The organism is Pseudonocardia sp. NPDC049635, from assembly GCF_040659795.1.
Classification (GTDB): domain Bacteria; phylum Actinomycetota; class Actinomycetes; order Mycobacteriales; family Pseudonocardiaceae; genus Pseudonocardia.
On sequence record NZ_JBFAON010000003.1, the window covers coordinates 1 to 12,109 of the forward strand.

General features: G+C 68.0%; 16 protein-coding genes, 1 tRNA gene and 1 pseudogene. 16 read left to right on the forward strand and 2 right to left on the reverse strand.

Annotated features, from left to right (window positions below; genetic code table 11):
* Positions 1-541 precede the first annotated feature (541 nt).
* From AB0J24_RS04720 to AB0J24_RS04730, 3 genes and pseudogenes are all read left to right on the forward strand, one after another.
* Positions 542-1,095, forward strand: a pseudogene (locus AB0J24_RS04720) (sugar O-acetyltransferase).
* Positions 1,096-1,743: 648 nt separating this feature from the next.
* A complete protein-coding gene (locus AB0J24_RS04725; protein ID WP_358675463.1) occupies positions 1,744-2,121 on the forward strand; it encodes a hypothetical protein in 378 nt (125 codons plus the stop codon).
* Positions 2,091-3,068 (forward strand): hypothetical protein, encoded by a 978-nt coding sequence (locus tag AB0J24_RS04730; protein WP_358675466.1) that lies wholly within the window; start codon positions 2,091-2,093, stop codon positions 3,066-3,068. Before AB0J24_RS04725 ends, AB0J24_RS04730 begins: the two co-directional genes overlap by 31 nt.
* Positions 3,069-3,218: 150 nt before the next feature.
* Here the strand turns inward: AB0J24_RS04730 and AB0J24_RS04735 are convergent, their stop codons facing one another.
* Positions 3,219-3,647 (reverse strand): NUDIX hydrolase, encoded by a 429-nt coding sequence (locus tag AB0J24_RS04735; RefSeq protein WP_358675469.1) that lies wholly within the window; start codon positions 3,645-3,647, stop codon positions 3,219-3,221.
* A gap of 76 nt (positions 3,648-3,723) precedes the next feature.
* Here AB0J24_RS04735 and AB0J24_RS04740 point away from each other — a divergent pair, with 76 nt between their 5' ends.
* The 12 genes from AB0J24_RS04740 (at position 3,724) to AB0J24_RS04795 (ending at position 11,568) form a co-directional block, all read left to right on the forward strand.
* Positions 3,724-4,500 carry a GntR family transcriptional regulator gene (locus AB0J24_RS04740; RefSeq protein ID WP_358675471.1) on the forward strand — a complete coding sequence of 259 codons (777 nt, stop codon included), beginning with the start codon at positions 3,724-3,726 and terminating at the stop codon, positions 4,498-4,500.
* 112 nt (positions 4,501-4,612) lie between these two features.
* On the forward strand, positions 4,613-5,017 hold the full coding sequence (locus tag AB0J24_RS04745) for a hypothetical protein (RefSeq protein ID WP_358675474.1): 405 nt from the start codon (positions 4,613-4,615) through the stop codon (positions 5,015-5,017).
* Positions 5,014-5,277 carry a hypothetical protein gene (locus tag AB0J24_RS04750; protein ID WP_358675477.1) on the forward strand — a complete coding sequence of 88 codons (264 nt, stop codon included), beginning with the start codon at positions 5,014-5,016 and terminating at the stop codon, positions 5,275-5,277. The genes AB0J24_RS04745 and AB0J24_RS04750 overlap by 4 nt, the downstream gene beginning before the upstream one ends.
* Before the next feature lie 278 nt (positions 5,278-5,555).
* A complete protein-coding gene (locus AB0J24_RS04755; protein ID WP_358675480.1) occupies positions 5,556-5,744 on the forward strand; it encodes a hypothetical protein in 189 nt (62 codons plus the stop codon).
* A 1-nt stretch (position 5,745) separates the two neighbouring features.
* Positions 5,746-6,090, forward strand: a complete 345-nt coding sequence (locus tag AB0J24_RS04760; protein WP_358675482.1) for a hypothetical protein — start codon at positions 5,746-5,748, stop codon at positions 6,088-6,090.
* Position 6,091: 1 nt separating this feature from the next.
* Positions 6,092-6,280, forward strand: coding sequence for a hypothetical protein (locus tag AB0J24_RS04765; protein ID WP_358675485.1), 189 nt, complete (start codon positions 6,092-6,094; stop codon positions 6,278-6,280).
* Positions 6,281-6,380: 100 nt separating this feature from the next.
* Positions 6,381-7,847, forward strand: coding sequence for an FtsK/SpoIIIE domain-containing protein (locus tag AB0J24_RS04770; RefSeq protein ID WP_358675488.1), 1,467 nt, complete (start codon positions 6,381-6,383; stop codon positions 7,845-7,847).
* The gene (locus tag AB0J24_RS04775; RefSeq protein ID WP_358675491.1) at positions 7,847-8,062 is read left to right on the forward strand and encodes a hypothetical protein; all 216 of its coding nucleotides are present in this window, start codon (positions 7,847-7,849) and stop codon (positions 8,060-8,062) included. The genes AB0J24_RS04770 and AB0J24_RS04775 overlap by 1 nt, the downstream gene beginning before the upstream one ends.
* Complete coding sequence (locus AB0J24_RS04780) at positions 8,059-8,748, forward strand: hypothetical protein (protein WP_358675494.1); 690 nt, start codon at positions 8,059-8,061, stop codon at positions 8,746-8,748. Before AB0J24_RS04775 ends, AB0J24_RS04780 begins: the two co-directional genes overlap by 4 nt.
* Positions 8,749-8,837: 89 nt before the next feature.
* Positions 8,838-10,208, forward strand: coding sequence for a replication initiator (locus AB0J24_RS04785; protein WP_358675497.1), 1,371 nt, complete (start codon positions 8,838-8,840; stop codon positions 10,206-10,208).
* Positions 10,205-10,393 (forward strand): helix-turn-helix domain-containing protein, encoded by a 189-nt coding sequence (locus AB0J24_RS04790; RefSeq protein ID WP_062401553.1) that lies wholly within the window; start codon positions 10,205-10,207, stop codon positions 10,391-10,393. The genes AB0J24_RS04785 and AB0J24_RS04790 overlap by 4 nt, the downstream gene beginning before the upstream one ends.
* The gene (locus tag AB0J24_RS04795; protein ID WP_358675500.1) at positions 10,393-11,568 is read left to right on the forward strand and encodes a site-specific integrase; all 1,176 of its coding nucleotides are present in this window, start codon (positions 10,393-10,395) and stop codon (positions 11,566-11,568) included. The genes AB0J24_RS04790 and AB0J24_RS04795 overlap by 1 nt, the downstream gene beginning before the upstream one ends.
* A 64-nt stretch (positions 11,569-11,632) precedes the next feature.
* On the opposite strand, the gene AB0J24_RS04800 is transcribed toward AB0J24_RS04795, so the two are convergent.
* A tRNA-Asn gene (locus tag AB0J24_RS04800) sits at positions 11,633-11,704 on the reverse strand.
* 174 nt (positions 11,705-11,878) lie between these two features.
* On the opposite strand from AB0J24_RS04800, the gene AB0J24_RS04805 reads away from it, so the two are divergent.
* A complete protein-coding gene (locus AB0J24_RS04805) occupies positions 11,879-12,079 on the forward strand; it encodes a hypothetical protein (protein ID WP_358675503.1) in 201 nt (66 codons plus the stop codon).
* Positions 12,080-12,109 lie beyond the last annotated feature (30 nt).

Here is a 12,109-nt window from a genome sequence, read left to right on the forward strand (position 1 = left end):
TCCGCCCAGTCCTCCACGTTCAACACCTCCCTAGCGTCGGGAGGGGGTCAACATTCCCGGAACGCCTGGGGGTCAGAGTTCAGGATCCGGCGACAGGTGGCGTCTCACGGCTCAGCGACGGCTCAGACTGCCCGGAGACGGCCAGGAGCCCCCATTGGCCCCGCTCCCCACACGCCTCGGCTGCACCTTGAACGCCATCCCTCGGCCTCGGCGCACCTCGACCGCGCGGTCGTTCGTGGGCAGCTCCTCGACACCGATCGGCAGCCGATCGTGCGGAGCTGCCCGCGGGCGGGCATGCGGTAGCCCGTGGGGAGGTCGACGGGATGGCACGGCCCACCATCCTGGAGGTCTGCCCGCCGGCGAGGGCGCCGCAGTAGGAGATGTACTGCCGCTGGGGAAACTCCGACCACCCGAAACACCGCCGATCCGGTCGCTGAGCTGCGGATTCGCTGGTGGTGGCCGGTCGTCATTGGGTGTCGCTGGCCGGGCTAATTAGTACCGGATCTGTACCCGCGGACCTTCGGGACGCAGGATCGGAAGGGTGGGCGAGCACAAGGAACGCATGCTCCGCAACGGCTGGTACCTCGACGCACCCGACCTCGTCGACGACCGACGTCGCTGCTGGCGCCTCCTCGACCGGTTCAACGCGACCGGCGCTGATGACGACGACGAACGTGCAACGCTCCTCCGCGACATCGTCGGACAAGTCGGTGACGGCGTCGTGGTGCTGCCCCGCTTCCTGTGCAGCTACGGCAGCCACATCACCCTCGGGGACCGCGTCTTCGTCAACCTCGACGCCCTTTTCATGGACGACGCCACGATCACGATCGGCGACGACGTCCGCATCGGGCCGCGCACCCAACTCCTGACAGCACAGCACCCCGTGGAGGACCACGACCGCCGTCGCCAGGGCTGGGAACGTCCACTTCCGATCGACATCGGCAGCAACACCTGGCTCGGAGCAGGGGTCATCGTCTGCCCCGGCGTGACCATCGGGCAGGCGCCGTGGTCGGGGCAGGGAGCGTCGTCACCCACGCCGTCCCTGATCGCGTCCTCGTCGCAGGCAACCCGGCCCGACCCATCCGCCAGATCTGAAAGATCGACAAGATCTTCTGGGAGACCAAGCAGGCTGCCTGATCACAGGCTCTGAAACGGCGCTGACCAGCGGGTACCTTCTCCCGTAGGTCAGCGTCGTTTCTCGTTGTCGGGTGGTCTCCGACGGACCCACGACGGCCCAGACGGCCCGGAGACGGCCCAGGAAACCCCTCGCCGACCCGCTCCCCCACATGCCCCGCTGCGGTTCGAGTGCCATCCCGTCGGCCTGGCGCAGCCCGACCGCACGGTCGTTCGTGGGCAGCCCCTCGACGCACACCGGCGCCTTACGATGCGGAGCTGCTGCCCACGGGCGGCCGTGCGGTAGCCCTCCGGGAGGTTGACGGGATGGCACGACCCCACCATCCCGGAGGTCTGCCGCCCGGCGAGGGCAGGTTCTTGTCGTGGTGAACCGGTAGTCTTCGAACGTACGTTTGACAAGGAGGTGCTGAGATGCGAGTTGGCAGAGGTTCGGACCGGACGCCGGGGCAACTCTTATTTCGAGCAAGACTCTTTGTCAGCGCCTACTCAGTTCTATTCTTTCTATTCGCGATTCGCTACGAGAATCCCTGGACTCAAGGAGTTTTCTACACCCTGGGGTGCATTGGGATACTCAGTGCACTTTCGATAGTTCTTCATTATTCAAGACAGGTGAACTCCTACACGTATAGAGTCCAATCAGTGGAAGATGCAGGCAACTTAGTGAGCGGCTTTCTGGCGAGCCACCTCCTGCCATTCCTTGCCCCCGGCGAGCCCACGATGCGCGACATAATATCGTATGGAGTCTTCTTCTTAGTCCTGCTCGTAGTATCTATCAATTCAGACCTTGCCCTGATCAACCCATTGATATACCTCCTAGGCAGGAGGGTGGTCCGGGTCACAGTAAATGGGCAGTCCCGTATACTCGTGTGCTCCACCCCTCCGAAGGCAGGAGACGACATCCGCGTTGTGCGCGCGACCGGAGGGCTCATCGAGAAGCACGAAGGAGACTCCAGACCATGGATGAGCCGACGGACTGGACACGGCTAGACCTTGCAGACGAGGTAACCCTAGTCCTCGGGTTCCGTCCACGCCCCGGTTCAAAGAACCTAACCGCCGGTCGAGTGGAGATCAAGAAGGATCTGGCGGACGCACTGCTACAGGCTTGCAGGCGATGGTTGCTTGAGCTGCAGACAAAGACCCGAGTTCCCTACGATTCGGATCTACATCTGGACCCAGGCGAGTACCTGAGAACCACCGTGTCTGAGCTCACTCAACGTTCGACGATCTCGAACGAGCTTGCCGACGAGGAGTCCGACCAAGGAACCGAGCTGTACTCGATCCTGTCAACTGCATTTGATTCAGACGACTGGTACACCGCGCCGGAACTGCGTCGAAACTTCCTTTTCTACGCTATCGTTGTGCGTCGAAAGAGTGGGGGAACTGTTGCATTCGTTAAGCAGTCCTCGCCCCAGAGGGTAGCTAAAGCTGGTGGCTGGATGACAATCTTCAGCGACACCCTCAGCGAAGTCGACCGCCCCGTTTTCGTTCTCGAGCCTGACGTCGATATCGTCGTAAGCGGCGAGGAGATTGCAGTCCTGCGACCGTTAGCTTTCGAGCGCTTATTCGCAGACTTGGAACTCTCTAAAGAGCTTATCCCTGAGCACGTTAACGTGATCACAAGCTCGATCAGCTGCGGAGATGACCTTGGGGACCAACTCGCTCTGATTACCAGTCGGAAAGTTCGAGCGCGACGCCTTCTCCGCGATATTTCGTCGTTTACTGCTGATCAATGGGCGGCCAGGACCAACGAGAAGATCCGCGAGGTGATCAGTCGGCGACAGCTAGAGCCCGATGACTTCTTCGACGAAACTGGACGACTGGCCGTTGAAGGAGAACAGGTTGTCACGCTTCTTGAAGTGCTGGCTTCGCGGTACTACACATCAGACTTTGATGAGGAAGAGATGCGGGCGGATAAGGTACGTCGCCGCCTGTAGCCACCAAATAGACCACGGTAGCCCCGGGACCGGCCGGAGGCCGCAGCCCGGGGCTACCCCCGTGAGGGAGCGGGAGCCCGGCGCCGCAGGCGCCACTTGATACCGAATGGAGACTATAAACACGGCGCGCCCTGGCGCCGTCCTTCGAGGTCAGGAGGCTACGAGCTGCACGCCGTCGTGGGCGCGTGATGCGGGGTGGTCGGTGAGGGCGTCGAGGACGCGGACAGCGTAGGCGGGGTCCATGTGAGCGCGGACCTCGTCGGGGGTGAGCCAGTCAACGCGGCGGGACTCGTCGGTCGTGATGGCCTCGCCTCCGGTGGGGCGGCAGCGGAAGACGAGGGCGACGATGCCACGGGGCAGGTTCTTGTAGGCGCCGGTCAGCCGCTCGACCTCGACGGCGATGCCGGTCTCCTCGGCGACTTCACGGCGGACGCCCTGTTCGAAGGTCTCCCCCAGCTCCAGGACGCCGCCGGGCGGTTCCCAGTGAGAATTGTCGCGGCGTTGAATGACCAGGATTCGACCGTCGCCGCGCACGACTATTCCGGCCACACTCACCGAGTGCTTGGGCGTGTCGGACATGTCGCCGCCTCCTGATACTTGCCACCATGCTTGCTCGGATATGCTAACGCCTCGTCTGGACGACTGGAGGAGTGGCGTGCAACTCGGTGAGATCGACCGGCAGGACGGCCGGCCACCGTACCGGCAGATCGCGGACCACCTGCGGTCTGCGATCGACCGCGGTGACCTGCGCGCCGGTGACCGGTTGCCGTCCGAGGCCGAGCTGACCCGCCACTACTCGGTGGCCCGGATGACAGCACGTCAGGCGATCCAGGAGCTACGCACCGAGGGCCGCGTGGTGGCCGAGCACGGGCGGGGGGTGTTCGTGCGCATGCCCGCCCCCGTTCGTCGCCTCGCCTCGGACCGGTTCGCACGTAAGCACCGCGACGCCGGACAGGCCGCTTTCCTGGCCGAGGCGGACAAAGCCGGCGTGCGGCCGACGGTTGACCAGATTGAGATCACCCGCGCCGCTCCCCCACCCGATGTACGCGAGCGACTGCGGCTGTCCGATGACGAGCGGGTCGCGGTCCGCTCCCGGCGCTACCTGGCCGATGACCGGCCGATCGAGGTGGCGACGTCGTTCCTGCCGCTGGCAGTCGCGGAGGGCACGGCGATCCTGGAGGCCAACACCGGTCCGGGCGGGATCTACGCGCGCCTGGAGGAGACCGGGCACATCCTCGACCACTTCATCGAAGAGGTCACCGCCCGGATGCCCACCGCCGACGAACGACGCCGCCTGGAACTTCCCGACGGCGTCCCGGTCCTGGTCGTCGTACGCACCGCCTACGACACCAGCGGAGTCCCCGTAGAGGTCTGCGACACCGTCAAAGCCGCCCCCGCCTACGTGCTGGAGTACGACATCCCCGCACGCTGACCAGCGACAACCCCGACCGACCAGACCCGCTCTTGCAGCTCGTCTAGACGTCCTCTACTCTCAACCTCACTCCCCTAGACGTCCAGTCATGAGGGGTGGAGAGGAGTCAGCGATGAGGGATCTTCCGGTGGTGCTCGATGGCTACAAGCTCACGGTGGTGGAGCCACCCGCACCCAAGACCCGTCAGGACGCGAACGGTGCGGAGGTGCCGGTGACCGATCGGGATGGGGTGATGCAGTTCGTGGTGTCGCTGTTCGCGAAGTTGCAGGTGGCGGCGGGGCAGCGGGCGCCGAAGGGTGAGGAGATCAAGGTGACCCTGACCGCCGATCCCGGGGAGGGGTTTCCGGAGGACGTGCGGGTGCAGTTGATCGATCCGAGGATCAACCCGTACTCGATCGAGTCGCCGGATGGTCGGACGGTGTCGGGGATCGCGTTCAAGGCGGCCGGGCTCAAGCACGCCCACCCCGCACCCGCGCCCGGGCGGCGGGGCAAGGACCACGACGGCGGCGAGCAGTGAGCCGCCCGGACTGGTTGCCGTCCTCGACGGTCACGGTCGACATTTACGTCTACGAGTCGACCACGTTCCCGGTGCACCTCTACCCGGGTGAGGACCGAGCCACGGTGGACCTCACCGGCTCCGGTGGGACCGTCACGCTGTTCCTTCCCCGGGCCGATCTGACCCGGCTCCGGGAGGTACTGGCCCAGGCCGAGCGCGACCTGACCGAACAGCACCAGAACCGCAACAGGGTCCGCGAGATCAGCGGCCCGGCCGCCTGACCCGGCGGCCCATTCAATTCCGCCGGACCTTTTTCCGGCACATCCGAGTAGTTCCGAGACGGGGACACGTGTGTCTCCGATCAGGGGTGATCACCGGTGGTGTGTGGCGAATGCAGTGGTAGCCGCGCCTGCGATGTGTGCGACGGCTACGGCGACTCGATCGACGGGATCGAGTGCCAGGCGTGTGGCGGTTCCGGGGTCTGCCCGGGCTGTTTCGGAGAAGGCGAAACCAGCGACCGGACAGATTCCGGGTCGCGGAATCGAATGGAGATGACGGCATGAACACGACCACGAACGCTCGGCAGCGCACCACCTCGGGAGTGGGGCGGTTGGTGCGCCGGTTGGACATCGAACGGCGTCGCTGGGCCCGCACCGAGGCACCGGTGATCCCGACCGAGCAGGCGTGGCGGGCCGGGGTCGCCGAAGGCCTGCGCCTGGCACAGCTCGCCATCCGCAAGGGCGTCTGACATGGCGTTCAGTCTCGGGGCCCGCGATCGGGTCACGACACTGCCGAAGGTCAACCGGCGCGCGCTGCGCAAGTACGGCGAGTTCTGGCGGGCCCTGCAGCTCGTCGGGGACGCCGAGGCGGAGAAGCTCACCGCCAAGACCCGCGACGCCGAACGCCGCGGTGAACGCAAGAACGCCAAAGGTGTCTCGGCCAAGGCCGGCGTGACCGCTCGGCACGCCTGGTCGCGCGCGAGCGGGGAGGAGATGAGCGCGGCGGCGAAGAAGGCCCACCGCTCCCTGCAGGTCATGTCGGCGTCGGCGAAGCGCTGGGAAGCCGAGCTGGTCTCCCGCGAATGGAGAAAATGACATGTCGAAAGCTGTGGATCGCGTGGTGGAGGACATCGACGCCGCCATGCGGGAACTCAAACGCTCACTGCACGGGATCCCGTACCGGACCGGTGGGTTCAAGAACACCCACGACAATCTCGCCCGCGATGTCGCGCACCTGACGGTGCAACTCGACTCGGCGCGCGGCGCGTTGCGCGAACAGAAATGACCCACTTCGGGTGGTGGGGGCGTCCGCTGCACGGATTCTTGGCGGAAACACACAGCGGACGCCCTCTGCTACCCGACAACTCTGGTGAGGACTGGTAGCAATGACCAAGCATAGTTCAGCAACCCGCATCAACGGCCCCGCCCGCACCCGTGGCGGGCGTGCCACCCGGCCTCCGGGGCGTGAGGTCCAGGCCCTGGCGTGGCTGGCCCGGCATCCCGGATTCGTCGCCCTCCCGCTCATCATCGTCGGGTTGGCGCTGGTGCTCGGGCCGCTCGTGACGGCCGCCGTGCTCGGCGCCCTGGTCGCCTCGGTCGCGGTGTGGGGGCGGTGCCATCCGGCGAGCTTCGACCGGTTCGCCGCTCCTGCTCTGCGGGCCGTGTGGCGGCGGTGGACGGTCTACCGCGGCCGACGGTGGACACAGCTCATGGCCGACTGCGGGCTCACTCGGGAGCATCGGCATACCGGGGACCAGCTCGTGCCCCGCGTGCTGCGGGTGCGGTCGTCGTCGTCCTCGATCGACACCGTCTACGTGCGGATGGTTCGCGGCCAGGACGTGGCGTTCTGGCAGGAGCGCTCCTCGGTGCTGTGGGAGGCGCTGATCGCGCACCGGGTCGCGATCACCCGCCACCGCCCGGGTGTCGTGGCGATCGTGATCGAGTGGGAGCTGCCCTTCACCCGCACCATCCCCGCTCCCGACATCCCCGAGCAGGTCGAGGATGTGGACCTGGGTGCGGTGGAGATCGGCGACAACGAACGCGGCGAACCCTTCACCGCACCCGTCATCGGCGGCCATCGCCTCGTGGCCGGCGCCTCCGGAGCAGGCAAGGGCTCCGTGCTCTGGTCGACCCTGCGTGGGGTCGGGCCGTGCATCCGCGACGGGATCGTCCGCGTGTGGATGGTCGACCTCAAGGGCGGGGTGGAGACCGAGCAGGGCGCGCCGCTGTTCCACCGCTACGCCACCACCATGCCTCAAGCGTTGGAGCTGTTGACCGAGTTCCGGGATGCGATGCGGGACCGGCAGGACGACATGCGCGACCAGAACATCCGCGCCTGCACCCCGAGCGTGGGGACGCCGGTGGAGCTGCTGGTGATCGACGAGATGGCCATGCTCACCGCCTACGGCGACCGGTCGAGCGTGCGCGACGCCCTGCGGCTGCTGGCGGAGGTGATGACCCAAGGGCGGGCGTCGCTGTTCACGGTCCACGGGCATCTGCAGGAACCGTCCAAGGACGTGGTGGACGTGCGGGAGCTGTTCACTCAGCGGATCTGCCTGGGCGTCACCGCCGCCTCACACGTCGACATGGTCCTCGGTGAAGGCGCCCGCGAGCGGGGAGCGCTGGCCGATGAGATCCCCGGGGATGCCCGGCATGCCGGGATCGGGTTCGTGATCGACAAGGGCTCCCGGCTCCCGGTCCGGTTCCGGGCCGCGTTCGTCTCCGACGCCGACATCGCCGAGCTGGTGCAGCGGTGCACACCTCCACCGGCAGCTGAGGTGGTCGACCTCCACGACGACACCGACAGCACCGAGGGCGATGACGTCGACGGCACCGATCGGGGGGCCGCCTGATGGGCTCCACCACCGGATGGGTGCTGCGCACCTGGGCCAAGTTCACCCTGCTCTTCGCGCTCATCGTCGGCGGCGCGTGGCTCTCCCTCGGCACCGACTCCGGGTGGTTCTGGGGCATCACCGCCGGTGTGCTGGTCGCCGAGTGGTACGTGATCCGCCAGCTCGCCCGCGAATGGTCCTGGGAGGCCCGCTCCACCTGGTGGTGGTCAGCATGACCGGCACCGTGCAGGGCGCGCTGTTCGGTGACCCGGTCGCCGTCGAGACACCCGAGCACGGCCCGGCGGCGACGCAGGACCCGCGGGAGGTCGCCCGGATCGTCGCCCTCGCCCAGGACCCGGGTCTGTTCGTGATCGAGCGCTCCGGGCTGGTGCTGCGGGCCGATCCTGCCCGCCCGGGATGCGCGGACGCGGTCTCCCGGCATGACGGGGACACCGTGGTCCAACTCCTCGACACCGGACACCTCCGGCTCGGCGGCAGCCACCACCTCCACCACGCACGCCAGGAAGGCCCAGCCCGCTCGGTACTGGTGCCGAAGCAGACCCGCGACATGGTCTCGCGCTGGGCCCACCTGCGACCGATCCCGGAACCCACACCCGCACCCGCACCGGCACCGGCACCGGCACCGGCTTCGGGATCGAGGAAGGCGGCGCAGCGCTCCACCGGGCTGATCGGCATCGACGTCGTCGCACCCGGCAAAGCCCTGGTCGTCCTCGGCGACACCGGCCACGGCGGCACCGTGCTGCGCGACAAGGGCCGCTACCGGGTCGAGAACGACCACGGCGCCCTCGTCGGCCACGCCTCCTCCTACCGGGCCGCGGCCCGGCTGCTGGCCCGCCACCACGGTTACACCCCCGGCCCGGTCGAGATCGACCACGAACACCGCCTCCACCCGCGCCGCTGAATACCGCTCCGACCCGGTCCCGCCGCTGTGAGACCAGCTCCCGGCGGGACCGGAGCCCCCATCTGCCACAGATCCCCGGGAGGGATGCCGTGAACACGGCTGCCACAACCCAGCACGACCAGCACGACACGGACCTGTCGCACCTGCTGCGCTCGGACGGCTTCCAGACCTGGCGCCGAGAGGTCACCGCCATCGGCGGCTGCGCCGCACCCATCCACCTGTCCGGGTCGTCGCGGATCTACGACCGCGCTACCGGCACCGTCCTCACCGAACGGGAAGGCGACATCCTCGCCCCCTGCGGCAACCGGCGCGCCAGCGTGTGTCCGGCGTGTTCGGACCGCTACGCGTCCGACGCCTACCACCTCCTGCGGTCCGGGATGGCCGGCGGCAAGGGCGTCCCCGACACAGCGGCTGCGCATCCGCGGCTGTTCGTCACCCTCACCGCGCCGTCGTTCGGGGCAGTGCACTCCCGCCGGGTCACCGCCCGCGGCCTGGTCGTGCCCTGCCGGTGCGGGGACAAGCACCACCGCGACGACCCCCGTGTCGGGACCGCCCTCGACCCGACCACGCACGACTACACCGGCGCCGTCCTGTGGCAGGCCCACGCGGGCAAGCTGTGGAACCGCTTCGCGATCCGGCTTCGCCGCATCCTCGCGCAGATGCTCGGCGTGAAGGTGCGCGAGTTCCGCGACCACGCCCGCCTGTCCTACGCCAAAGTCGCCGAATACCAACGCCGCGGCCTGGTCCACTTCCACGCCGTCGTCCGCCTCGACGGCCCCGACGGGCCCACCACCACGCCACCGGCTGGGATCACCGTCGAAGCGTTGAACGCCGCGATGCGTGAGGCGGCCCGGGACGTCTCGCTCGTGGTCGACCGCCCGGACGGGACACCTCTGCTGCTCGCCTGGGGCACCCAGGTCGACATCCGCCCGATCACCTCCACCACCGCAGCCGCGCTCGAGAACGACGACGGCGAGATCACCGACACCGCCCTGGCCGCCTACATCGCGAAGTACGCCACCAAAGGCACCGGCAAGAGCGAGGCCACCGACAGACCGATCCGCGACATCGCCCACCTGCGCCACCTCGACATCACCGGGCACCACCGGCGCCTGATCGAAACGGCGTGGGAGCTCGGCGGACGCGAGGAGTACGAAGAGCTGAACCTGCGCCGCTGGGCGCACATGCTCGGCTTCCGCGGCCACTTCCTCACCAAGTCCCGCGCGTACTCGACGACGTTCGGCGCGATCCGCGGCGACCGACGCAGCTACCGGCTCGGCGAGACCCTGGCGGCCCTGGACACCCCCACCGAGCCCGGGGCGGTGCTGGTGGTCAACGACTGGGCCGTCGTCCAGATCGGCCACCGCAACGACGCCGAACGAGAGATCGCACTCAGCATCGCCGAACGACGACGCGAGCAACGCCGCACCCGCAGCACCGAGCACGGGAGGACGTCATGAACGGGATCGAGAAGCTGTGGGGCGTCAAGGACGTCGCCGAATACCTCGGCATCCCCGTCCAGACGCTCTACCGCTGGCGCTGCCAGGGCTACGGACCCCGCGGCCGCCGGATGGGCAAGCACGTCCGCTACATCCCCGACGACGTCCGCGAGTGGGTCGCGTCGCTGCGGGACGAGGTGGCGTGATGGCCCGCCCGCCCCTGCCGATCGGCACGCACGGCCGCATACGGATCTACAAGCTGGGCCCGAAGCGGTACCGGGCCCGGACGCAGTTCCGCGACCACGACGGCGTCATCCGGCACGTGGAGCGGGTGGGGTCCAGTTCGGCCGGCGCGGAGCAGACGTTGCTTGCAGCGCTTCGTGACCGGGGCCGGGCGACGCGCAGCGGGGAGATCTCCGCGGACTCGACGGTCCGTGAGCTGGGCGAGCTATGGCTGTCGGAGATCGAGCGGGCGGTCTCGCTGGGCAAGCGGTCGCCGAACACGCTCGCGCTCTACCGGCTCCAGTTCGAACGACACGTACGTGACGGGCTCGGACGTCTCCGGGTGCGGGAGCTGAGCACCGGCCGTCTCGACCGGTTCGTGATCGAGGTGCACGACCGTCACGGGACCGCGGCGGCCAAGACCGTGCGCACGGTGCTGAGCGGCATGGTCGGGCTGGCGGTGCGCCACGACGCGATGGACCGCAACCCGGTGCGCGACGTCGGGCGGATCGAGAGCGACCGGTCGTCCACGCGGGCGCTCACACTACCCGAGGCGATCGAGCTACGCGCCAAGCTGCACGAGGACGAGAAGTGCCGCGATCTCGACCTGGTCGAGCTGACCGACTTCATGCTGGCGACCGGCCTGCGGATCGGAGAGGCCACCGCGGTCACCTGGGACGCGCTGGACCTGGACGCCGGAACCGTGGAGGTGCGGGGCACGGTCATCCGGATCAAAGGACAGGGCCTGTCGATCAAGTGGAAGCCGAAGAGCAAGAGCGGGTACCGGACACTGGAGCTGTCGAGCTGGGCGCTGACGATGCTCCGCGAGCGCCGGGCCGCCGTTCCCGAGGCTGATGGCCAGGACCCGGTGTTCCCCGCCGTCATGGGTGGGCTTCGCGATCCGTCGAACACCCAGGCGGACCTGCGGGACATCTTCGCCCGGGCGGGCTTCGGCTGGGTGACCTCGCACGTCTACCGCAAGACGGTCGCGACGCTGATGGACGACGCCGGCCTCTCGGCCCGTCAGGCCGCGGACCAGCTCGGCCACTCGAAGATCTCGATGACGCAGGACTTCTACTTCGGCCGCAAGGTGGCCGCGACCGGAGCCAAGGAGGTCCTGGAGGTCTTCGGAAACACGTCGACCCCCGGAACCCATTAGTGGGGGTTTCCTGGGGGCCGATCTTGAGTCGCTACCCGGATCACGTCACTGACCTGGGGAAATGCTCCTCCGATTGGACTCGAACCAATAACCGCCCGATTAACAGTCGGGTGCTCTGCCATTGAGCTACGGAGGACCGTTCACACCGCCCGGACGGTCGTCCCGGCGATGCACAGAACTCTACAACACGCTCCGGAACACCTCGGCAACCCCCCGTTCGGCGGCCGTTACCGCAGGTCGGCGCCGCATCCGGGTGCGGCACGACGGCTCCCGGGGGTCCGGGTACGGTCGCGGTCGGGAGGTGAGGGGAATGGTCAGGTTCCTCGTCGGAGTTGCTGTCGGGTACGTCCTCGGCACCCGAGCCGGGCGGGAGCGCTACGACCAGCTGGTGCGTACCTACCGCCGGGCCGTGGATCATCCTGCCGTCCAGGGCGCGGCCGGTGTCGCGCAGGCGGGCGTGGAAGGCGTCATCCAGAAGGCGCGCGGCGACCGCACCGACGGCGCCGCCTGAGCGAGGGAGCCTCGTGCGACCGGACGGCGC